Below are 22,385 nucleotides of genomic sequence, written 5' to 3' on the forward strand. Positions count from 1 at the left end.
CAGACGCGGGAGAAAACGTGTTGGACGATCTGGAGCAGAATTTGCTGTTTCGTTACATGGGTACGCATAGCCCCTGGTGGCGACTGACAGCAGACAGCAATGCTCTGCATCTTGCTGCCAGTGAAAGCGCTGACATCATACAGGTCGTTGCGCTGGATGATGAGCAGGCCGCGCTGATTCGCCAGCTAACTGTGATCACCTCCAGCATTGCCATGACCCTGCCACTGTACGGTGTGGAGGTTCCCGTCCATCTTGTTGGCCGTAAAATTAACAAAAATGAGTGGGCAGGAACGGCATCAGCCTGGAACGATACCCCTTCCGTGGCGCGCGACCTGGCGCAAGGGCTCTCCTTCGCCGAACAGGTGGTTTCCGAGGCTAACTCCGTGATTGTGATCCTCGACCAGAACGGGAATATTCAGCGCTTCAACCGTTTAAGTGAAGAATATACGGGCCTGAAGGAACAGGAAGTCATCGGACAAAACGTGTTCAAACTGTTTATGAGCCGTAGCGAAGCCGCCGCCTCCAAACGCAACATCACCGGTTTTTTTCGTAACGGCAGTTCGTACGAAGTCGAACGCTGGATCAAGACCCGCAAGGGGCAACGCCTGTTTCTCTTCAGAAATAAATTCGTTCACAGCGGCAGCGGGAAAAATGAAATTTTCCTCATCTGTTCGGGTACCGACATAACGGAAGAGCGCCGGGCCCAGGAACGCCTGCGCGTTCTCGCCAATACGGATACGATAACCGGTTTGCCTAACCGAAATGCCATCCATGAGCTGATCTCCGATTCCATCACCGCACGGGGTGACTCGCAGGTGGGCGTGGTCTATCTCGATCTGGATAACTTTAAAAAAGTGAACGACGCCTATGGGCACATGTTTGGCGACCAGTTACTCCAGGCCGTTGCGCTGGCGATCCTGAGCTGCCTGGACGAAGGACAAACCCTGGCGCGCCTGGGCGGGGATGAGTTTATCGTGTTGGCCACCGATACCTCGCAGGGCGCGCTGGAAGCCATGGCGTCACGCATTCTGACCCGACTGCGTCAGCCTTTCCGCATCGGGCTGATCGAGGTTTACACCGGCTGTTCGCTGGGCATTGCGCTTGCGCCCCAGCATGGTAACGATCGCGAAAGCGTCATTCGCAATGCCGACACCGCCATGTACACCGCCAAAGAAAATGGTCGGGGTAAATTCTGCGTTTTCTCGCCAGAGATGAACCAGCGGGTATTTGAATATCTCTGGCTGGATACCAACCTGCGTAAAGCACTGGATAACGATCAACTGCTGATCCACTACCAGCCGAAAATGACCTGGCGCGGCGAAGTCAGAAGTCTGGAGGCGCTGGTGCGCTGGCAGTCGCCAGAACGTGGCCTGATCCCGCCGATGGAATTTATCTCCTACGCCGAGGAGTCGGGGCTAATTGTGCCTCTTGGCCGCTGGGTTATGCTCGATGTGGTGCGGCAGGTGGCAAAATGGCGCGACAAGGGGATCAACCTGCGCGTCGCGGTCAACGTTTCTGCCCGTCAGCTGGCGGACCAGACCATATTCAGTGACCTGAAGCAGGCGCTGAAAGATCTGAATTTTGAATACTGCCCGATTGACGTGGAATTGACCGAAAGCTGTCTCATCGAAAATGAAGAGCTGGCCCTGTCAGTGATCCAGCAATTCAGCCGTCTGGGTGCGCAAATTCATCTGGATGACTTCGGTACGGGCTACTCTTCCCTGTCGCAACTGGCGCGATTCCCTATCGATGCCATTAAGCTCGACCAGTCTTTCGTGCGGGATATCCATAAACAGTCCATTTCACAGTCGCTGGTGCGCGCGATAGTCGCCGTGGCGCAGGCGCTGAATTTGCAGGTCATTGCTGAAGGCGTGGAGAGCGCAAAAGAAGACGCCTTTCTGACGAAGAATGGCGTCAACGAACGGCAGGGTTATCTGTTTGCTAAGCCCATGCCCGCTGCCGCATTCGAGCGATGGCTAAAGCGTTATCAGGCCAGGCATGTCCGTTAGCTGGCTTTGCGTAAGCCCGTCGCCTGATGGCGATTTTGCAGCATAACCAGCCGCTCCATGTAGGCGATATCTTTCGGCTCAAGGCAGAAAGCGGCATCAACCCAATCCTCGGTAATGTCCATCAGTTCGCTCCTTGGAAGAGGCAACACACGCGTACGGGCGCGCAACATGGCCCTGACGCCGTTCAGCTTCGGTTGCAGCGTATCGATAAATGTCCGCACCGACATATAGCTCTGTAACGGCTCGAATAAGACATCCACAAGGCCGTGCTGCTCATACCATTCCGCCGTATGCGACTCACCTTTATAGATCAGCTCCTCCGCCATTTTCATGCCAGCACGACGCGCCACCAGTGAATAGCCCCCCATACCCGGGAAAAGATTGAACGCGATTTCAGGAAAGCCTAAACGGGCATCGCGCTGGGCCAGTATGAAATGGTGCGCCAGCGCAGCCTCAAACCCGCCCCCTAAGGCGCTTCCTTCCACCATGGCCAGCGTGACAGCACCGGTGTCAAACCCTCGCGAGGCGGCACGTAACAACATCCACACCGTGCGCCGTTCGGCCTCATAATAAGCCGCCAGTTGAGTGAATCGTTCAGCATCAGTAAACAAGGTGCAGGTTGTCTGGTTGATAACTGTCATAGTCGAATTCCTCTTATAAAAAAGCGCGTTGCGCGCAGTTTTAGACTAATCCACCCCTACAACCCGCAGCATACGGGGGTTAAATTTATCACTCTCATTGATGAACTTTGGTTATTGCATTTTTTACCTTCTCTTTTGAATCAATTTTCTGCATCATTGATAATATTAACTTTTCGCTTCAGGGTGAGCTTATGTCTAACATTGATGCAGCAGCCGTGGCACAGCGTATTGATACTGTGCTGGATATTCTCGTCGCGGGCGATTATCACTCTGCTATCCGTAATCTTGAGATCCTCAAGTCTGAACTGCTGGCTGAGAACGGCGCTGATAACGCACCAGAATCCACTCAACCAAAAGCCCCGTGGGAAGTGTAACCACGTCGTTTCCGCCCTAGCCTTTTAAATGGATGCTATGAATTCCCGACAACAAATCATTTTGCAGATGGTGATCGATCAGGGACGCGTGAGCGTGGTCGATCTCGCTAAAGCCACCGGCGTTTCTGAAGTCACCATCCGCCAGGATCTGAATCTTCTGGAAAAACAGAGCTACCTGCGTCGTGCGCACGGTTATGCCGTCCCACTGGACAGTGAGGATGTTGAAACCCGCATGATGAATAATTATGCGCTCAAGCGGGAACTGGCGGAGTTTGCTGCATCCCTGGTGAATAACGGTGAGACCGTCTTTATTGAAAATGGCAGCAGTAACGCCCTTCTGGCACGCACGCTTGCCGAACAAAAAGACATTACCATCATCACCGTCAGTAGCTATATCGCCCACCTGTTAAAGGAAACTCGCTGCGAGGTGATTCTGCTGGGCGGCATTTACCAGAAGAAAAGCGAAAGCATGGTGGGACCTTTAACGCGTCAATATGTTCAACAGGTCCACTTCAGCAAAGCGTTCATTGGTATTGACGGCTGGCAGCCTGAGACCGGCTTTACCGGGCGCGACATGATGCGTACCGACGTGGTTAACGCCGTGCTCGCCAAAGAGTGTGAAGCGATTGTGCTGACCGACAGCTCTAAGTTTGGCGCCGTGCACCCCTATACGATGGGTCCGGCTTCGCGCTTCAGCCGTGTGATTACGGATGAGCGGTTGCGAGATGAATATCGCCAGCAATTAGAACAAGACGGCCTGACGGTCGATATTGTGAAAAAAACGGCCTGATTATCCTGCTGCGCCCGAATAATGGGCGCACTTAAACCTTTCTCTGAGAGTATTCCGACCCTTCCTTTAAGAGTTTTTACCTGTTGAAACCGTTCTAAACACGTAAAATTAATATTAGCGATATAACAGGAAGTGACTATCACCTGCGTGATGATGAAACGCCTGCGCGACCAGCTTTCACGGGAAAAGAATTTAAGTATGGATATTGTCTATACTTAAAGTGCATTCCTTTCCGTGAATCGATAATTCAGGAGAAAGTATTATGACCTTTACCAGCAAAAAATTAGCCGCCGCTGTTCTGGCAATCACTGTAGCAATGTCCCTGAGCGCTTGCTCTAACTGGTCTAAACGTGACCGTAACACCGCGATTGGTGCCGGTGCTGGTGCGCTTGGTGGTGCAGTATTAACGGATGGTAGTACGCTGGGTACATTAGGTGGTGCTGCCGTAGGTGGTATTATCGGTCACCAGGTGGGCAAATAATCACCATAACGGCTCTCACCGGTAAAATAATATATTTTATATTTTCAGGTCTGACTTACGCACGTAAAAAAAAGAGCCACGGCAATGTCCGTGGCTCATTTATTTTAGCCGCCCGCCAGTTTGACTTTCATTCCCTTGGCTTCCAGCAGCGTTTTAATTAAATCCCGTTTATCACCCTGAATCTCAATAATGCCATCTTTTACTGCCCCACCGCATCCGCACTTCTTTTTAAGCTCAGCGGCGAGTTTTGCCAGGTCTGCATCATCCAGATCAAGGCCGGTGACAAGGCAAACGCCTTTACCTTTTCTGCCGCTGGTCTGGCGCTGAATACGCACGATGCCATCGCCTTTCGGACGTTCGGCTTTCTCTTTTGGCTCTTCTATGCGCCCGGTATCGGTTGAAAAGACCAGACGACTGTTGGCGTCACGCATTATGCCCCCTTTTTCAGTGATGCATTAATTGCTTTCAGGGCCTCTGCCGGGTTAGCGGCTTGCGTCACCGGACGGCCAATCACCATATAATCCACCCCCGCGCTTAACGCCTGTTCTGGCGTCATGATGCGTCGCTGATCCCCTGTTGCGCTGCCTGCCGGACGGATACCTGGCGTCACCAGTTTAAAATCGCGGCCTAACTCAGATTTGAAGCGAACCGCCTCCTGCGCTGAACAGACCACGCCATCAAGCCCACACTGTTGCGTGAGACGCGCGAGACGCTCCGCGTGCCCGGCAGGTGACAACGTCACACCCAGGTCGCGCAGGTCAGATTCATCCATACTGGTCAGCACGGTGACGGCGATCAGAAGCGGAGCGTCAGTGCCGAACGGCACCAGCGCTTCACGCGCCGCCGTCATCATGCGTGCCCCACCAGATGCATGAACGTTAACCATCCACACGCCCAGTTCAGCCGCCGCAGCCACGGCATGCGCAGTGGTATTCGGAATATCGTGGAATTTCAGGTCGAGGAAAACGTCGAAACCACGCTGGTGCAGATTGCGGACGATTTGCGGACCGAACAGCGTAAACATCTCTTTGCCTACTTTCAGACGGCAATCGCGGGGATCAATACCCTCTACAAAGGCCAGTGCAGCGTCACGGTTATTGTAATCCAGAGCAACAACTACGGGAGAATCGGTAACTACGCGGGAAGTGGAGGATGTAACAGACGTCATGACCAGCCCTTTTCGTCTATGGGCGCGCAGCGGCGCGGAACAGATAAACGGCGTGCATTCTACCTGCCCTCGGGGTAAATGAACAGAATCGAATGCTTTTCCTGCTGAACCCCAGACCGCACGGTGCTGACGAAGTTACTGCAACCATTAGTATGTTGTAACTAAATTGCGGCGTTTTAAAAAATCACTGCCCGTCCAGGCCACGGATTGGCTTAATGGTGGACCAGGCACGGCATGAAGGACAATGCCAGTAGAGCGAGTACGCGGTGAAGCCGCATTTCTGGCAGCGATAGCGCGGTTTGCTCCGTACCTGTTCGCCCACCATGTCTCGCAGCACCATCAGGCTCTCTTTAGCGCGCCCTTCTTCCGCGTCATTGAGATGGTAGTCCATCAGTTTGTGGAAGACGCGCATCGTAGGATGACGCTGCAACTGACGGGTAATATAAACCTGTGCAGTATCACTCCCTTCGTGCTGTTCAACGACATCAGAAAGCATCAGCTCGGCTGTGGCCCCGGTGTTTTCTTCAACACAGCGGCGCAGGAACGCCACCCACTCGTCCTGCTTATCAAGCTGCTGATAGCAGGTTTGCAGCATTTCCAGCGTTTCGCTGACCAGCTCTTTGTCCTGATCGATAACGCGAAGCAGGCTCTCCACGGCTTTGGCGTAATCGCCGTTAGCCATAAAGACCCGACCCATCATAATCGAGATGCGGGCGCTGTTGCGATCGGCCGCGGCGCCTTTCTTTAACAACGCCATGGCTTTATCCATGTCATCGCTACCCATCTGCTGAAGGGCCAGCTCGCAGTAGAAGTGGGCAATTTCGACGCGCTGTTTATCTTTGCCGAGTTTGACCAGCCGTTCGGCGGTATCAATCGCTTTTTGCCAGTCGCTGGTGGCCTGGTAGATTTGCAGAAGTTGCTGAAGCGCACCGATGCGGAAGTCAGTCTCATCCACGAGCTGGGAGAACATATCCTCGGCGCGATCGTAAAGCCCCGCGGCCATGTAATCCCGTCCCAGTTGCTGCACGGCCAGCAGCCGTTGCTCATAGGTCAACGACGCGCTTTCCATCAGGGTCTGGTGGATACGAATGGCACGGTCAACCTCGCCGCGCGAGCGGAACAGGTTACCCAGGGTAAGATGCGCCTCTACGGTGCCGGTATCCTCTTTAAGCATGTCGAGGAACAGATCCACCGCTTTATCCTGCTGATTGCTCAACAGGAAGTTCACCCCCGCAACATAGTCACGGGAGAGTCGGTTCGCTTCATCCTGTTTTGTTTGTTGCGCGCTTCTGCGGCCCATATACCAGCCATAGGCTGCGGCGACAGGCAAAAGCAGAAACAACAACTCCAGCATATTCGATTATTCCTTGACTACCGGCACACCAGAGCTCGCCGGAATGTCAGTCGCAGGCGTAAGTTGATGTTCAAGTCGTTTAATTTTACGTTCAGCGCGAACAAGAGAAACACGAACCTTCAGCCAGAACAGGCCGCATACAAGCCAGCCAATGACAAATCCCGCCGCGAATAACACAGCCAGCAGGCTCGACACCCGGTACTCGCCCTGCGCCAGCAGATAGTTGAAACTTACCTGTTGATCGTTTTGCGCGCCCAATGTGACTGAAATGACAAAAATCGCCAACACCAGTAAGAAAATGAGTAAATATTTCACATGACTTCCCGTTATGTGGTTCGAGCGTATAAAGCGTGTTCAACTCACTGCAATCAGCCTTATAAGCTACCATTTTAGTGACGGACGCGAAACGGAAAAAGTAGCGCGCCCTACATGGATTTATGGTCAAAGTGCGGAATATCAACCTTCAGATTCCGCCAGACTCCCTTTCGGCGATTTCTTCCTTCTCTTCCGGCGGCGGCGTCAGTGGTCCACAGAAACGTTGTGCAAGCCAGGACGCCAGCGTCACAAGTACCCACGAGATCAGCGTTGCCACCACCAAATCACGCGGCCAGTGCATTCCCAGCAGCATCCGGCTGCCCATTACGCCTGTCGCCCAGACCAGCAAAATCGCAATCGTGAGGGTACGCCGACGCGGCCACAGCAGACCCACGCCAAGTAACGCCCAGCTGGCTGCAAACATGGTATGCCCGGAAGGAAACGCAAAGCCGGTCTCTTTTTGCCAGTGTTTGCGTAAAAAAGTCGGGATATCCTGTTGTTCTGCAAGCTGCGCCTTTACCAGCGCACCGCGATCTTTACGCTTTAAATTGTAGAACTCATCCACCGGAACATGGTGCGTTTTTTCCAGCCAGACGACGAAAGGACGGGGTTCCTGCACGCGATCTTTCACCCACGACTTCACCCCCTGCCCGATAAGTATGGCTCCGCCAAGAATGGCAAAGAGTACCAGCGCCGCGCGAAGGCGAAAGCGCAGGCACCACAGGAACCAGGCACAGAGCAGCACGTGCGTAATAATCCCCCACGGCTGGGTGACCGTCTCGGTTATCCAGTATAAGGCTTTCAGCCACGTCTCGTTTTGTCCTGGCTGCCACATCCAGCCGGAGAACCAAACGACCAGGGGTATAACAAGCAATACGGCGGCGCCTGCGGCCGTTCGTCTGGCAATTGAAAGCATGTCCTCTCCTTTTTCACTAAGCACCACAATCATAACTGAATTTCATCATTCTGGTGGAGATGTCGGATCGTGCGTTTAACGTCCGTATAACGTGGTGGCGATTAGGTGAAGTTGCCGGGCTTGTGGCAAAATAGTCCAATACAGAAAGCAAAATGGGGCAAAGGCACGAAACGTGTCAGCCTGGTCTGGAGAATCACATGCAGCTTAAACGTGTGGCAGAAGCCAAACTGCCAACCCCATGGGGCGATTTCCTGATGGTGGGTTTTGAAGAACTGGCAACCGGGCAAGATCACGTCGCTCTGGTATTCGGCGACATTTCGGGGCAAACGCCGGTGTTGTCCCGCGTTCATTCAGAGTGTCTGACCGGTGACGCGCTGTTCAGCCTGCGGTGCGACTGCGGTTTCCAGCTCGAAGCCGCCCTTTCTCATATCGCAGAGGAAGGACGTGGCGTTCTGCTGTATCACCGTCAGGAAGGACGCAATATCGGCCTGCTGAATAAAATCCGCGCCTATGCGTTGCAGGATCAGGGCTACGATACTGTCGAAGCGAACCATCAGCTCGGCTTTGCTGCCGACGAGCGCGATTTCACCCTGTGCGCAGATATGTTCAAGCTGCTGGGCGTGGACGAAGTGCGCCTGCTGACTAACAACCCGAAGAAAGTGGAGATCCTCACTGAAGCGGGCATCAATATCGTGGAACGCGTGCCGCTGATTGTTGGCCGCAACCCGAAAAACGCGCACTATCTTGATACTAAAGCCGCCAAAATGGGCCACCTGTTGAGCGAGTAAATGCAAAACGCCCGGCACATGTGCCGGGCGAGTTTTATCAGTCCAGCATCTTACGGATTACATAATGCAAAATGCCGTCGTTCTGGTAATAGGTCAGCTCCGTGGCCGTATCTATACGACACCGGCATTCCAGCACTTCTGATGTACCATCTGCACGCGTTAACTTCACGGGCACCGTTTTACCCGGTTGCAGATTTTGCAGGCCGCTGATATCAATCTGCTCTTCCCCGGTCAGTCCCAGCGTTTTTCGCGTCACGCCCTGTGGAAATTCCAGCGGCAGGATCCCCATTCCGATCAGGTTTGAACGGTGGATACGTTCAAAGGATTCGGCAATGACCACGCGAACCCCAAGCAGACGCGGGCCTTTCGCCGCCCAGTCACGGCTGGAGCCGGAACCGTATTCCTTCCCGGCAATAACCGCCAACGGCGTCCCTTCCTGCTGATACTTCACGGCAGCGTCATAAATCGAAATGACCTCCGTATCCGGCAGGTGGCGCGTCATGCCCCCTTCCACGCCCGGCACCATTTCATTACGAATGCGGATGTTGGCAAATGTCCCGCGCATCATCACTTCATGGTTACCGCGACGCGAACCGTAGGAGTTGAAATCGCGACGTTCCACGCCTCGACTTTGCAGATACCGACCAGCCGGGCTGTCCGCCTTGATACTCCCCGCCGGAGAGATATGGTCGGTTGTGACGGAATCCCCCAGCATCGCCAGGATCCGCGCGCCGTGAATATCTTTCAGCGGTGCAGGCTCCGCCAGCATCTCATCGAAGAATGGAGACAGGCGAATATAGGTGGAGTCATTCTGCCAGTCATAGGTATCGGAACCCACCACGTCGATCGCTTTCCATTCCTCCGTACCTTCAAATACTTCGGCATATTCTTTGCGGAACATCTCCGTGGAGACTTTCTCGACCGCGCGCGCAATTTCACGCGATGATGGCCAGATGTCTTTCAGATAAACCGGTTCATTCTTGCGATCGTGACCAATCGGATCGGTCGCCAGATTAATGTTCATGTTTCCGGCCAGAGCATAGGCCACAACCAGCGGCGGCGAGGCCAGCCAGTTGGTTTTCACCAGCGGATGAATACGCCCTTCAAAGTTTCGGTTACCGGAAAGCACCGCGCCAACGGTCAAATCACCTTGCTTGATCGCCACTTCAATAGGTTCAGGCAATGGACCAGAGTTACCGATGCAGGTCGTACAGCCGTAACCCACCAGGTTAAAGCCCAGCTCGTCGAGGTAAGGCGTGAGTCTGGCCTGCGCCAGATAATCGGAAACCACTTTTGAACCAGGCGCCAGGGAGGCTTTCACCCACGGCTGTGGCTTAAGTCCCAACTCTACCGCTTTTTTCGCCAGCAGCCCGGCTGCCATTAACACGCTCGGGTTGGACGTGTTGGTACAGGAGGTAATAGCGGCGATCACTACGGCGCCGTCAGGGAGTTGATACTGATGCCCGTTCAGAACGTAGTCCACCGGACGGTGATCTTTTTGCGCGGCATTGACCTCCAGCTCATTGCTGGCGGCAAACGCTTTCGGAACGTTGCTCAGGGCGACGCGGTCCTGGGGACGCTTAGGCCCTGCGAGGCTTGCCTCAACGGTGCCCATATCCAGTTCCAGCGTACTGGTAAATACCGGCTCATCACCCGGGTTACGCCACATGCCCTGCGCTTTGGTGTAAGCCTCAACAAGTGCCACCTGCTCCTCGCTGCGACCGCTGAGACGCATATACTCAAGCGTTACGCTATCAATCGGGAAAAAGCCGCAGGTCGCGCCGTATTCCGGCGCCATATTGGCGATGGTGGCGCGGTCCGCCAGCGGCAGTGAATCCAGGCCATCGCCATAAAATTCAACAAATTTACCTACCACGCCATGCTTGCGTAGCATCTGGGTGACCGTCAGGACCAGATCCGTGGCGGTAATGCCTTCGGGCAGCTTACCGGTCAGCTTAAAGCCCACCACATCCGGAATGAGCATTGATACCGGCTGGCCGAGCATGGCCGCTTCCGCTTCGATACCGCCAACGCCCCAGCCGAGTACGCCAAGGCCGTTAATCATGGTGGTGTGTGAGTCGGTGCCCACCAGCGTATCCGGGTAAGCCACCCACTCTTTATCCTGCAATTCACTCCAGACGGCTTTGCCAAGATATTCCAGGTTAACCTGGTGGCAAATTCCGGTTCCCGGGGGAACAACACTGAAGCGGCTGAACGCCTGCTGACCCCATTTCAGGAATACGTAGCGTTCGTGGTTGCGTTCCATCTCCAGACGGACGTTTTCGCCGAAAGCGTCGTCATCACCGAAGTGGTCGACGGTGACGGAGTGGTCGATGACGAGGTCTACCGGGGACAGGGGATTAACCTTAGCGGTATCGCCCCCAAGACGCTTAACGGCTTCACGCATGGCAGCCAAATCCACAACCGCCGGTACGCCGGTGAAATCCTGCATCAACACCCTGGCCGGGCGATAGGCAATTTCTCTGTCTGCATGAGCATTTTTCAGCCACCCTGCCAGAGCCTGGATATCCTCCTCGGTAACCGAGTCGCCATCCTGCCAGCGCAAGAGGTTTTCCAGTAAGACTTTCAACGACTTGGGTAACCGCGAAATGTCCCCAAGCGTTCTGGCCGCCAGCGGTAAGCTGTAGTAGCGCCAGGTTTTATTTTCCGCCTGTAATGTGTCCTTACTGGCTTCGCGTAGGGTTAACGACATAAGCTCCTCCTTAAAAACAGGGATGTCCTGACAATCATCAGGGCTGTAATTAAAGATAACACAAAGATGTCGTAACGTTTTGATAACAACCCAAATTGATAAATTTAGGAATGGTCCAACGCGAGTGATAAAACAAAAAACCCCGCCGTGGCGAGGTTTTACGATTTAGTGTAAGGCCAGCCAGATGAGCTGACACCAGAAGAGGATCGACGCCGAGAATACGCCGAGCCATGACCAGTATTTTACGGTTGTCATGTTATTCATCATAGGGACACCAGACTTTAATTATTTAAGGTTGCGAGGTCTGCCCTCGTTCTATATTGCTGATGTGTATTTATTAAAGAGTACAAAAGTGCACAGTCTTTATTCAGACTATTTGCATCGTTACGCAAAAACCGAAATTATTGTTTTTTGGGTTCGTCTTCCGCGAACACATCAATAAAGGCCTGCTGCTGAGGCGTCAGTTTCCAGGAGGCTGGCACGCTGGTTGCTGGCGCTTTACGGGCTTTGTGAGCATTGTCACGAAGCTGACACATCTCTTTTCTCGCTTCTGTACGCACCGTCATGACCATAATCAACCCCAGTAATTCCAGACAAGAAGAGCAACCACCACCCAGAACAGGGCAGAGCCAAGAAATACCGCCAGCCAGGCTTTACGCTTAAGCGCGGGATCCCTTTGCGGTTCTTCACTTCCTGACGGCATTGCTAACCTCATACAATCGACATCGCTTATCATTTAGAGACCAAACAATTGGCACAAGTAATCATCTGATGAGATAAATCCTAAAGAAACTTTAGCCGAAAAGCCAGTGAATTTACGTATCTGGGCCTGGGAAAATTCAATCTTTTGACCAGAAATAAATAATTGAAAAGAATAATTTGCACACCTGTAAATTAGTTTCTACTTTTGTCGCAAATTTGCGACAGTAAAACCATAGTCATTAAATGGGTTATGACGATATATGACAGTGGGCGTAGATGATGATAATTCTAATTCAGGTTTGAAGGGGAATGACGGTATCTTTCCGCACGAGAAAGATACCGGGTGTGATTATTTGGCGGGAAGTTTGATGTCTTTAAACATCTCTTCTATGTCTTCATTAGAGCGTAACGCCACAGCGGTATCCACCACGTCCCGCGTTAAATGGGGCGCGAAGCGTTGAATAAAATCATACATATAGCTGCGCAGGAACGTGCTGCGGCGAAAACCTATCTTGGTGGTGCTGTGGCTGAAAATATCATGCGCATCCAGACGCACCAGATCCGGGTCTGATACTGGATCCACCGCCATACTGGCAATAACTCCCACGCCCAGGCCCAGACGCACGTACGTTTTTATGACGTCCGCGTCTGTCGCCGTAAAGACAATCCGTGGTGTTAATCCGGCGCGGTTAAACGCGGTGTCCAGCTCAGAACGGCCCGTAAAGCCGAAGGTATAGGTCACCAGCGGATATTGCGCCAGCTCTTCAATTGTCACTTCTCCCTTCCCTGCCAGCGGGTGGTCAGGAGTCACGACAATGGAGCGGTTCCAGTGGTAGCACGGCAGCATGACCAGATCATCGTACAGATGAAGGGCTTCGGTCGCGATGGCAAAGTCTGCATTACCTTTGGACACGGCCTCTGCGATTTGCGTCGGCGAGCCCTGGTGCATATGCAGGGAAACGCGGGGATAGCGTTCGATGAAACCTTTGATGACCCCGGGAAGCGCATAACGCGCCTGGGTGTGCGTGGTGGCAATATACAGAGAGCCTTTATCCGGCCAGGTATGTTCCCCGGCGACGGATTTAATGGCGTCGACTTTGGAGAGCACTTCCCGTGCGATACGAATAATTTCCTGTCCTGCTGGCGTGACCTGAGTCAGGTGCTTACCACTGCGGGCAAATATCTGAATACCTAACTCATCCTCCAGCATACGCACCTGCTTACTGATGCCGGGCTGTGAGGTATAAAGACCTTCTGCGGTGGAAGAGACATTGAGGTTATGATTGACGACCTCAACGATATAGCGAAGCTGCTGTAATTTCATGCTAGACCATCCGATTTAGCGCATGCGTCAATCGCTTAAGACGATTTGATAATAAGAAACGGGTTAACTATAACCACTATATCATTTATAGCCAGGCTGTATAGTACGGAACAAAAAATAATAATAACGTAATAAAAAAGGGCCGGAAGTCCGGCCCTTTCACAGGTAAGTTACGGTAAGAGAAGATTATTTTTTGCCTTCAACCCATTTACCGTCGACAAAGAAGGCTGACCAGCCGGTCGCTTTACCCTCTTTTTCAGCCGCAATGTACTGCTGCTTCGTTTTGCGGCTGAAGCGCACCACGGTTTTGTTGCCTTCCGGATCCTGCTGTGGCGCATCGGCCAGGTAGCGCAGTTTCTCCGGCAGACGATCGCGGAAGCGGTACAGCTCTTCTACCAGCGGCGCGCGGGTTTCGCGCGATTTCGGGAAGGTGTTGGCCGCCAGGAATACCCCGGCAGCGCCGTCACGCAGCACGAAATAAGCGTCAGACTTCTCGCACGGCAGCTCAGGAAGCGGAACCGGATCTTCCTTCGGCGGGGCAACTTCACCGTTACGCAGGATCTTACGCGTATTTTTACAGTCGTCGTTGGTGCATGCCATGTACTTACCGAAACGTCCCATTTTCAGGTGCATTTCGGAACCACACTTCTCACACTCAACGATCGGACCGTCATAGCCCTTGATGCGGAACTCACCTTCTTCGATCTCATAACCATCGCAGGTCGGGTTATTACCGCAAACGTGCAGTTTACGTTTTGGATCGATCAGGTAGCTGTCCATCGCCGTGCCGCATTTCTTACAGCGGCGTTTTGCGCGCAGTGCGTTGGTTTCCGCATCGTCACCTTCCAGCACGTTGAGAACTTCGTTCTCCGGCACGAGGTTGATGGTGGTTTTGCAACGCTCTTTCGGCGACAGTGCATACCCGGAACAGCCGAGGAACACGCCCGTGGTCGCGGTACGGATCCCCATTTTACGGCCACAGGTTGGGCAGTCGATGCTGGTCAGTACCATCTGGTTAGGCAGCATGCCGCCCTCTTCAGGATCTTTCTCAGCTTTTTCAAGCTGGTTGGTAAAATCGCTGAAGAAGCTGTCGAGAACTTTCTTCCACTCCGCCTTATGGCTGGCAACCTCATCGAGGCTGTCTTCCATCTGCGCGGTGAAGTCATAGTTCATCAACTCGCGGAAGTTCGCTTCCAGGCGGTCGGTGACAATCTCACCCATTTTTTCAGCATAGAAACGACGGTTCTCAACGCGAACGTAGCCACGATCCTGAATGGTCGAAATGATTGACGCATAGGTAGACGGGCGACCAATGCCGCGTTTTTCCAGCTCTTTCACCAGCGAGGCTTCGCTGAAACGCGCAGGTGGCTTAGTGAAGTGCTGAGCCGGGACCAAATCAACCAGCGACAGCTCGTCACCTTTGTTGACTGAAGGCAGCGTTCTGTCTTCATCACCTTTACGCAGCGCAGGCATCACTTTGGTCCAGCCGTCGAAGCGCAGAATACGGCCACGCGCTTTCAGGCGGAAGTCGCCCGCACCAACGGTCAGCGTGGTGGAGTCGTATTTCGCTGGCGTCATCTGGCAGGCCACGAACTGACGCCAGATCAGCTGATACAGCTTCTGCGCGTCCGCTTCCATATCTTTCAGCGATTCTGCCAGGACGGAAACGTCAGAAGGACGAATCGCTTCGTGCGCTTCCTGAGAATTCTCTTTGCTGGCGTACTGATTAGGACTGTCCGGCAGGTATTTTTTACCGAAGTTGTCCTCGATATAGCCGCGCACCATGTTAACAGCGTCCTGGCTCAGGTTGGTGGAGTCAGTACGCATGTAGGTAATGTAACCCGCTTCATACAAACGCTGGGCCATCATCATGGTTTTCTTCACGCCGTAACCCAGACGCGTGCTTGCCGCCTGCTGGAGAGTTGACGTGATAAACGGAGCGCCAGGCTTGCTGCTGGTCGGTTTGTCTTCACGATCCAGAACCTGATAACGCGCTTTTTCCAGCAGCGCCACGGCGGCCATGGTCTGATCGCGATTCTCAGGACGGAACGGTTTGTCGTGGTGGTGACTCACCTGCAACGGCAGCGCATCGCCGCCTGGCGTGGTGACATTCGCATCCACTTCCCAGAACTCTTCCGGGACGAACGCTTTGATTTCACGTTCACGTTCTACAACAAGACGAACCGCCACGGACTGCACACGCCCCGCAGACAGGCCGCGAGCAACCTTTTTCCACAGCAACGGCGAGACCATGTAGCCTACAACGCGGTCCATAAAGCGACGCGCCTGCTGAGCGTTAACACGGTCAATATTCAGTTCACCCGGCTTCTCAAACGCCTGACGAATCGCATTCTTCGTAATTTCGTTAAACACTACGCGGCTGTAGCGTTTGTCATCACCCCCGATCACTTCCCGCAGGTGCCATGCGATGGCTTCCCCTTCGCGGTCAAGGTCGGTTGCGAGATAAATGTGGTCTGCTTTTTCAGCGAGCTGTTTCAGCTCATTAACGACTTTTTCTTTGCCTGGCAGCACTTCGTATTGTGCATCCCAGTTGTGCCATGGGTTAACACCCATGCGGTTGACAAGCGCGCTACGTTCATCCTTTTTAGGCTTTTTAGCCCCTTTGGTGGAGGTAGAGTCTGCGCTCTTTTTGCTGGCTGAGCCACTGGTCGGCAAATCGCGAATGTGACCAACGCTGGACTTAACCACGTAGTCATTGCCCAGATATTTATTGATCGTTTTGGCTTTTGCCGGGGACTCAACGATGACGAGAGCTTTACCCATATTCACCTTTACCTAATTTAATTCTTCCAGGAATACGCCGCACGTTGATTTCCCTTCCGCTGACGACGAGCCATTGATATTGCGACGTCATCAGGGGATATCAACCCCTATGTTTTACCGAACGTCAGAATGGCGACATCCAGGTCATTGAGTTTTCGGGTATTTTTCTCACATCAAAGTTCATTCGTGACGAATTCCCGGTCGAATGTCAAGCAATTCTGTTGCCAGAATGACGAAAGCGCACACTGTACCTGATAAAATTCGTTACGCAACTTTATTAGCATGCAAAAGCAAATCCCGCCAGCCAGCCCCCTTTCCTTATCCCCTCGGATAACAGGGAAAATTTGCCCCTGAAGCGACCCAGGCGTAGACTATTGTCACTGTTTAAGGAGTGGAATATGCAGAATACAACCCAACCCATTGACCGAGCTTCTCTGCTTATCGAAGCAAACAAACTCATTCGCGACCATGAAGACACCCTGGCGGGGATTGAAGCGACTGGCGTGGAACAACGTAATGGCGTGCTGGTATTCAGCGGTGAATACTTCCTTGATGAACAAGGGTTACCCACCCCGAAAAGCACCGCCGTGTTTAACATGTTCAAATACCTGGCGCATACCCTCTCAGAGAAGTACCACCTGGTCGATTAAAACGAAAACGCGAGGCATCAGCCTCGCGTTTTTCTTTACAGCAGCGGCTTTTGTCCGCGCTGCAACCAGCCTAGCAGCAGACGATCCGCACTTTCTGCCGCACTGTTGGTAAAACGGTCCAAGAGGCGCTTGCGTCGGGTGAAGCGCACCCCCACCAGCTCGCGGCCTTCCATCAGGTTGATCAGCAGGTCGTCGCTGGTACCCACTTCATCCACCAGCCCTTTCTCCTGCGCCTGTGTGCCGTACCAGTGTTCGCCCGTCGCCACCTGCTCAATATCCAGCGTTGGGCGCATGCGATGCACGAAATCTTTGAACAGATGGTGTGTTTCGTTCAGGTCTTCCCGGAACTTCTGCCGTCCCTCTTCGGTATTTTCACCGAGCAGCGTCAGCGTGCGTTTGTACTGACCTGCCGTGTGCAGTTCGATGTCGATCTCTTTGTTTTTCAGGAAACGATTAAAGTTAGGGATCTGCGCGACCACCCCAATCGAGCCGATAATCGAGAACGGTGCCGCGACGATTTTATCCGCCACGCACGCCATCATATAGCCGCCGCTCGCCGCAACCTTATCGACCGCCACGGTGAGCGGGATCTGTTTATCCCGCAGACGTTGTAACTGCGAAGCCGCCAGTCCATACCCATGCACGACCCCGCCCGGGCTTTCAAGGCGTACCACCACCTGATCCTGCGCTGTCGCTACTGCCAGCACCGCCGTCACTTCTTCGCGCAGAGAGGAGACTTCATGCGCATCCATGCTACCTTTAAAATCGAGCACATAGACGCGCGGCTTTGTGTCAGCCTGTGGCGTAGCGAGCTTTGCTTTCGCCTTCGCGGCTTTGGCGTCCTGCTTATGTTTTTTCTTCTGGGCCTTTAGCCACAGCTTCTGTTGATGATCGTCCAGCAGCGCCAGAGACATCTCCTCCTGCATCTCTTTATACTGCTCACTCAGGCGGGTAATGCGTAACTCACCACGCTGACGCTTACGCTGCGTCAGGTTGACAATCAGAACGGCGATCACCGCGATAGCAATAACCACCGTCGCGATTTTGGCCAAAAATAACCCATATTGAGAAAGTAATTCCACGCGTTCCACCTTGATTTAACCACGACTCTTTCACGCCAGTGTACAACAGCCCTGCGCAGGCGTCTCGCTCAGGACATTACCTGTGCGAGGCGGCTTCAGGAATCCCTCGCATCTGGTTTAAATCTTTGCAAATTGTTAATTTCCCAGCGTTCTGTCCTGTAGACTGATTGAATTCTGACGCTGTTTCGGGCATAAAGCCGAAAAGTCATAAATAAAGGTGCAAGTCACGCCCAATGCGCCTGAGGAGCCACCGTGCATTATCAGCCACAAAAAAACCTTCTACAGAACCGCATTATTCTGGTTACCGGAGCCAGCGACGGGATTGGTCGCGAAGCGGCCCTGACCTATTCTGAATACGGTGCGAGCCTGATTCTGCTGGGACGTAATGAAGAAAAGCTCAAAGCCGTCGCCCGTGAAATCGAAAACGCCAGCGGTACGCCCACGCCCTGGTATACGCTCGATCTGTTGACCTGCACGCCAGCGTCATGTCAGGCCCTTGCCCAGCGCATTAGCACGCATTATCCACGTCTGGACGGCGTGCTGCACAACGCGGGTTTACTGGGCGAAGTGCGCCCGATGGATGAACAGGATCCGGAGATTTGGCAGCAGGTGATGCAGGTTAACGTCAACGGGACATTTTTCCTGACCCAGGCCTTGCTTCCTTTATTACTTAACTCCGATTCCGGTTCGCTGGTGTTTACCTCCTCCAGCGTGGGGCGTCAGGGTCGTGCGAACTGGGGGGCTTACGCAGCCTCAAAATTTGCCACTGAAGGAATGATGCAGGTACTGGCCGAAGAGTACCAGAGCCGCCACCTGCGGGTTAACTGTATTAACCCGGGCGGTACGCGAACCAAAATGCGCGCCAGCGCGTTCCCGACAGAAGATCCGCAGAAGCTTAAAACCCCGGCCGATATCATGCCCCTTTACCTGTGGCTGATGGGTGACGACAGCCGTCGTAAAACCGGAATGACTTTTGATGCCCAGCCAGGCCGCAAACCGGGGATATCGCAATGAGTGAAGACCGTCATCAGCAGCGCCAGCAGCGTCTGAAAGAACAGGTTGATGCACGTGTGGCGGCAGCCCAGGACGAGCGCGGGATCCTCATCGTCTTCACCGGAAACGGCAAAGGCAAAACCACTGCTGCCTTTGGTACCGCCACCCGCGCGGTCGGGCATGGGCAGAAAGTGGGTGTGATCCAGTTTATCAAGGGTGAATGGCCCAACGGCGAGCGCAATCTGCTCGAACCGCATGGCGTTGAGTTCCAGGTGATGGCGACCGGTTTTACGTGGGATACCCAGAACCGGGAAACCGATACCGCAGCCTGCCTCGCCGTCTGGGAGCATGCCAAAAGAATGCTCTCCGACCCGTCGCTAAACATGGTATTGCTGGATGAAATCACCTATATGGTGGCCTATGACTACCTGCCGCTGGAAGAGGTGCTTGAAGCGCTAAGGAATCGTCCTGCGCACCAGACGGCGATCGTCACGGGGCGTGGGTGTCATCGGGATATTCTGGAGCTGGCAGATACCGTCAGCGAACTGCGTCCGGTTAAGCATGCGTTCGATGCGGGTATCAAAGCGCAAATTGGGATTGATTACTAAAGAAAAAAGCCCGGTATATTCACCGGGCTTTTCAATTAACCGTTGTTATTACGGCTGCCAGAGCGGCGATTGCTGCTGACCTGGCTGTGACGCTTCACCGCCCGGCGGATCTGATTCGCCTTCATGCGACGACGATCTTTTTCCACCGCCACTTTCGATGTGGTTTCTGGCGTCAGGCCAACCAGATCGCGCAGGTAGTTGGTTTGCGTCAGATCCAGCTCGGTATACCCACCGCGTGGCAGACCTTTCGGCAGGAGAATGTCGCCATAGCGAACGCGAATCAAACGGCTTACCTGCACACCGACCGCTTCCCACAGACGACGCACCTCACGGTTACGTCCCTCTGTCAGGGTAACGTTGTACCACTGGTTAATGCCTTCACCACCGGTAAATTTGATGGTTTTGAACGCCGCAGGACCGTCTTCAAGCTGAACGCCACGCGACAGATCGCGCAGTTTGTTCTCATCAACCTGGCCGAAAACACGCACGGCGTATTCACGTTCCACTTCACGGCTCGGGTGCATCAGACGGTTTGCCAGTTCACCATCAGTGGTGAACAGCAGCAGGCCGCAGGTGTTCACGTCCAGACGCCCCACGGCAATCCAGCGGGCGCCACGCAGTTTTGGCAGACGGTCAAACACCGTCGGGCGGCCTTCCGGATCGTTGCGGGTACACAGTTCGCCTTCCGGCTTGTAGTAAGCCAGCACGCGGCAGATCTGTTCAGCAGACTCTTTCACGGAGATAAGATGGCCGTCAATGCGGATCTTAAGCCCCGGTACGATTTCTACGCGGTCACCGAGCGTGGCGATTTTACCGTCCACACTCACGCGGCCTGCTTCAATAATGGCTTCGATTTCACGGCGCGAACCGTGGCCAGCGCGCGCCAGCACTTTCTGTAACTTCTCGCTCATTGAGCTTCCTCAGGTGTCGCCTTCACAGGCGTCGAATCAGGTCAAAAACAGGGCGGCGCCCTGCTTTGATGGCCGCGTAGTATATCTGCTTACACCCTTACAAGAAAGGCTTAACATCGCCCACGCCTTCACGAATCACTTCTGGTGCGTCTTCGGTGAGATCCACCACGGTGGTTGGCTGCTGGCCGAGATAGCCGCCATGAATAATCAGCTCCACCACCTTCTCCAGACGATCTTTGATCTCTTCCGGGTCGGACTCGGTAAACTCACTGCCGGGCAGCATCAGCGAAGTGGAGAGCATCGGCTCCCCCAGAGTTTCCAATAGGGCCTGGGCAATCGGGTTAGATGGCACACGCATCCCGATGGTTTTGCGTTTTTCCTGCAACAGTCGGCGCGGCACCTCTTTCGTTCCCTTCAGGATGAAGGTGTAGTTACCCGGCGTGTTGTTTTTGATCAGACGAAACGCCACGTTATCCACATACGCATAGGTCGACAGCTCGGAGAGATCGCGGCACATCAGGGTGAAGTTGTGGCCGTCCGGCAGCTGGCGGATGCGACAGATGCGCTCCATCGCCCCTTTGTCCTCGATTTTACAGCCCAGCGCGTAGCCAGAATCGGTTGGGTAGACAATAACGCCGCCTTTGCGGACGATTTCCACGGCCTGATTAATCAGGCGTGGCTGGGGGTTATCCGGATGGATATAAAAAAACTGACTCATACTTCCCTCTCTTCAATTTTCTGTGGCTGTTCCCAGAGCTGCCAGACAGGCTCAACGCCAGCGGGTAACCAGAGCTTGCGCCCCAGTTCAATCCACGCGCAGGGCTGATGGAAATCTGAACCCTGTGACCCAAGCAGGCCAAACTGACGGGCGTAGGTCGCGAGTTGCGAACGCTCATTGGGTGCCTGCTGACACTGGGCAACTTCCATCGCCTCACCGCCGCATTCGGCAAAGTGCGCCAGCAGTCTTTTCAGCCATTTAGCAGAAAGATTATACCGCCCCGGATGGGCCAGTACGGCCTTACCGCCAGAATGATGAATCACATCAATAGCTTGTTTTATTGTACACCACTGTGGGGGAACGTATCCGGTTTTCCCGCGCGCCAGATACTTTTTAAAGACATTTGCCATGGTCGTTGCCTTACCGGTTTCAACCAGAAAACGGGCGAAATGGCCGCGTGTTACCGCCCCGCCGTTCGCCAGCTTTTGCGCGCCTTCCAGCGCACCGGGAATATGCGCTTTTTCCAGACGTTCGCCAATCATCTCCGCGCGTTGATTGCGGCGTGTTTTTTGTTCTTGCAAAAAAGCCCGCATTGCCGGATGTTCTGTATCGATGTTCAGGCCAACGATATGAATTTCGTGGTTTTCCCAGACCGTCGAGATCTCGACCCCGGGCACCAGATTCAGCGCCAGCCCGCTGCGGGCAATCTCGGCGCGCGCGGCGGGAATGCCGTCAGTGGTATCGTGATCGGTTATCGCCAGCGTGCCGACACGCATTTCAACGGCACGGTGGACCAGGGCTTCGGGTGTCAGCAGGCCATCTGAAGCCTGCGTATGGCTGTGTAAATCATAAATTACGGCGTAGGTGGTATCGCTCAAAGCACTTCCCATAACAGGTTGGAGACATCCGAAGCCCCTATGATACCGACTAACCGTGAAATACTGAAATCAGGGGTTGACAACACGCTATCGAACTAGTTAACTAGTACGCAAGTTCACACGAGAAAGGTATCTGAAAATGACAACACATTTTGCTCTGCACGGTTGGTGGCGTACTTCCTGATC

The 22,385-nt window shown here is 53.8% G+C and carries 25 protein-coding genes and 1 other annotated feature (1 of these 26 only partly in view); of the genes, 9 read left to right on the top strand and 16 right to left on the bottom strand.

Features of this window, described 5'->3' with window-relative positions:
* Positions 1-17 precede the first annotated feature (17 nt).
* Positions 18-2,009 carry a cyclic di-GMP phosphodiesterase gene (pdeR, locus tag ACOTX7_RS11015; protein WP_047353318.1) on the top strand — a complete coding sequence of 664 codons (1,992 nt, stop codon included), beginning with the start codon at positions 18-20 and terminating at the stop codon, positions 2,007-2,009.
* Here pdeR and ACOTX7_RS11020 read toward each other — a convergent pair.
* Positions 2,006-2,650: a crotonase/enoyl-CoA hydratase family protein gene (locus ACOTX7_RS11020; protein WP_221813580.1), complete on the bottom strand. Its 645-nt coding sequence runs from the start codon at positions 2,648-2,650 to the stop codon at positions 2,006-2,008. The two genes, pdeR and ACOTX7_RS11020, sit on opposite strands and share 4 nt — an antisense overlap.
* Before the next feature lie 191 nt (positions 2,651-2,841).
* On the opposite strand from ACOTX7_RS11020, the gene ACOTX7_RS11025 reads away from it, so the two are divergent.
* The 3 genes from ACOTX7_RS11025 to osmB all read left to right on the top strand — a co-directional run bounded on the left by ACOTX7_RS11025 (position 2,842) and on the right by osmB (position 4,295).
* On the top strand, positions 2,842-3,024 hold the full coding sequence (locus tag ACOTX7_RS11025) for a hypothetical protein (protein WP_205921655.1): 183 nt from the start codon (positions 2,842-2,844) through the stop codon (positions 3,022-3,024).
* 37 nt (positions 3,025-3,061) lie between these two features.
* A complete protein-coding gene (locus ACOTX7_RS11030; RefSeq protein ID WP_032673861.1) occupies positions 3,062-3,814 on the top strand; it encodes a DNA-binding transcriptional regulator YciT in 753 nt (250 codons plus the stop codon).
* 262 nt (positions 3,815-4,076) lie between these two features.
* Positions 4,077-4,295, top strand: a complete 219-nt coding sequence (gene osmB, locus ACOTX7_RS11035) for an osmotically-inducible lipoprotein OsmB (protein WP_003856823.1) — start codon at positions 4,077-4,079, stop codon at positions 4,293-4,295.
* Positions 4,296-4,399: 104 nt separating this feature from the next.
* On the opposite strand, the gene yciH is transcribed toward osmB, so the two are convergent.
* From yciH to pgpB, 5 genes are all read right to left on the bottom strand, one after another.
* Positions 4,400-4,726, bottom strand: a complete 327-nt coding sequence (yciH, locus tag ACOTX7_RS11040) for a stress response translation initiation inhibitor YciH (RefSeq protein WP_221256079.1) — start codon at positions 4,724-4,726, stop codon at positions 4,400-4,402.
* Positions 4,726-5,463 carry an orotidine-5'-phosphate decarboxylase gene (gene pyrF, locus ACOTX7_RS11045; protein WP_221256080.1) on the bottom strand — a complete coding sequence of 246 codons (738 nt, stop codon included), beginning with the start codon at positions 5,461-5,463 and terminating at the stop codon, positions 4,726-4,728. Before pyrF ends, yciH begins: the two co-directional genes overlap by 1 nt.
* A 184-nt stretch (positions 5,464-5,647) precedes the next feature.
* A complete protein-coding gene (gene lapB, locus ACOTX7_RS11050; protein WP_006810838.1) occupies positions 5,648-6,817 on the bottom strand; it encodes a lipopolysaccharide assembly protein LapB in 1,170 nt (389 codons plus the stop codon).
* Between the two features lie 6 nt (positions 6,818-6,823).
* Entirely contained in the window at positions 6,824-7,132 is a 309-nt protein-coding gene (locus ACOTX7_RS11055) for a LapA family protein (protein WP_006810839.1), read from the bottom strand.
* A 148-nt stretch (positions 7,133-7,280) separates the two neighbouring features.
* Positions 7,281-8,048: a phosphatidylglycerophosphatase B gene (pgpB, locus tag ACOTX7_RS11060; protein WP_205923771.1), complete on the bottom strand. Its 768-nt coding sequence runs from the start codon at positions 8,046-8,048 to the stop codon at positions 7,281-7,283.
* 197 nt (positions 8,049-8,245) lie between these two features.
* Between pgpB and ribA the strand changes: the two genes are divergently transcribed.
* The gene (gene ribA / locus ACOTX7_RS11065) at positions 8,246-8,836 is read left to right on the top strand and encodes a GTP cyclohydrolase II (protein ID WP_003856813.1); all 591 of its coding nucleotides are present in this window, start codon (positions 8,246-8,248) and stop codon (positions 8,834-8,836) included.
* A 37-nt stretch (positions 8,837-8,873) separates the two neighbouring features.
* Here the strand turns inward: ribA and acnA are convergent, their stop codons facing one another.
* The 6 genes from acnA to topA all read right to left on the bottom strand — a co-directional run bounded on the left by acnA (position 8,874) and on the right by topA (position 16,359).
* Positions 8,874-11,549: an aconitate hydratase AcnA gene (acnA, locus tag ACOTX7_RS11070; protein WP_047353321.1), complete on the bottom strand. Its 2,676-nt coding sequence runs from the start codon at positions 11,547-11,549 to the stop codon at positions 8,874-8,876.
* Between the two features lie 165 nt (positions 11,550-11,714).
* Positions 11,715-11,813: a small membrane protein YmiC gene (ymiC, locus tag ACOTX7_RS11075; RefSeq protein WP_241017413.1), complete on the bottom strand. Its 99-nt coding sequence runs from the start codon at positions 11,811-11,813 to the stop codon at positions 11,715-11,717.
* 137 nt (positions 11,814-11,950) lie between these two features.
* The gene (locus ACOTX7_RS11080; protein WP_162183706.1) at positions 11,951-12,115 is read right to left on the bottom strand and encodes a hypothetical protein; all 165 of its coding nucleotides are present in this window, start codon (positions 12,113-12,115) and stop codon (positions 11,951-11,953) included.
* A gap of 8 nt (positions 12,116-12,123) precedes the next feature.
* Complete coding sequence (locus ACOTX7_RS11085; protein ID WP_213083754.1) at positions 12,124-12,264, bottom strand: YmiA family putative membrane protein; 141 nt, start codon at positions 12,262-12,264, stop codon at positions 12,124-12,126.
* 336 nt (positions 12,265-12,600) lie between these two features.
* The gene (gene cysB / locus ACOTX7_RS11090) at positions 12,601-13,575 is read right to left on the bottom strand and encodes an HTH-type transcriptional regulator CysB (RefSeq protein ID WP_006810844.1); all 975 of its coding nucleotides are present in this window, start codon (positions 13,573-13,575) and stop codon (positions 12,601-12,603) included.
* 186 nt (positions 13,576-13,761) lie between these two features.
* Complete coding sequence (gene topA, locus ACOTX7_RS11095) at positions 13,762-16,359, bottom strand: type I DNA topoisomerase (protein ID WP_221256081.1); 2,598 nt, start codon at positions 16,357-16,359, stop codon at positions 13,762-13,764.
* A gap of 398 nt (positions 16,360-16,757) precedes the next feature.
* Between topA and ACOTX7_RS11100 the strand changes: the two genes are divergently transcribed.
* Positions 16,758-17,009, top strand: coding sequence for a YciN family protein (locus tag ACOTX7_RS11100; protein WP_003856804.1), 252 nt, complete (start codon positions 16,758-16,760; stop codon positions 17,007-17,009).
* Positions 17,010-17,044: 35 nt separating this feature from the next.
* Here the strand turns inward: ACOTX7_RS11100 and sohB are convergent, their stop codons facing one another.
* Positions 17,045-18,091, bottom strand: a complete 1,047-nt coding sequence (gene sohB, locus ACOTX7_RS11105; protein ID WP_221256082.1) for a protease SohB — start codon at positions 18,089-18,091, stop codon at positions 17,045-17,047.
* Positions 18,092-18,343: 252 nt separating this feature from the next.
* Between sohB and ACOTX7_RS11110 the strand changes: the two genes are divergently transcribed.
* Both ACOTX7_RS11110 and cobO read left to right on the top strand, forming a co-directional pair.
* A complete protein-coding gene (locus ACOTX7_RS11110) occupies positions 18,344-19,105 on the top strand; it encodes a YciK family oxidoreductase (RefSeq protein ID WP_006810847.1) in 762 nt (253 codons plus the stop codon).
* The gene (gene cobO / locus ACOTX7_RS11115) at positions 19,102-19,692 is read left to right on the top strand and encodes a cob(I)yrinic acid a,c-diamide adenosyltransferase (RefSeq protein WP_221256083.1); all 591 of its coding nucleotides are present in this window, start codon (positions 19,102-19,104) and stop codon (positions 19,690-19,692) included. The genes ACOTX7_RS11110 and cobO overlap by 4 nt, the downstream gene beginning before the upstream one ends.
* Before the next feature lie 35 nt (positions 19,693-19,727).
* On the opposite strand, the gene rluB is transcribed toward cobO, so the two are convergent.
* The 3 genes from rluB to rnm all read right to left on the bottom strand — a co-directional run bounded on the left by rluB (position 19,728) and on the right by rnm (position 22,211).
* Positions 19,728-20,603, bottom strand: coding sequence for a 23S rRNA pseudouridine(2605) synthase RluB (gene rluB, locus ACOTX7_RS11120; RefSeq protein ID WP_003856794.1), 876 nt, complete (start codon positions 20,601-20,603; stop codon positions 19,728-19,730).
* A gap of 97 nt (positions 20,604-20,700) precedes the next feature.
* Positions 20,701-21,321, bottom strand: a complete 621-nt coding sequence (locus tag ACOTX7_RS11125; protein ID WP_003856793.1) for an L-threonylcarbamoyladenylate synthase — start codon at positions 21,319-21,321, stop codon at positions 20,701-20,703.
* A complete protein-coding gene (rnm, locus tag ACOTX7_RS11130; protein WP_221256084.1) occupies positions 21,318-22,211 on the bottom strand; it encodes an RNase RNM in 894 nt (297 codons plus the stop codon). Before rnm ends, ACOTX7_RS11125 begins: the two co-directional genes overlap by 4 nt.
* Positions 22,212-22,338: 127 nt before the next feature.
* On the opposite strand from rnm, the gene trpL reads away from it, so the two are divergent.
* Entirely contained in the window at positions 22,339-22,383 is a 45-nt protein-coding gene (trpL, locus tag ACOTX7_RS11135) for a trp operon leader peptide (protein WP_125357719.1), read from the top strand.
* Positions 22,360-22,385, top strand: a sequence feature (Trp leader region); it runs 68 nt beyond the window's last position. It overlaps the preceding gene by 24 nt.

Source organism: Enterobacter cloacae complex sp. IR5418, from assembly GCF_049238105.1.
Taxonomy (GTDB): Bacteria; Pseudomonadota; Gammaproteobacteria; order Enterobacterales; family Enterobacteriaceae; genus Enterobacter; species Enterobacter hormaechei.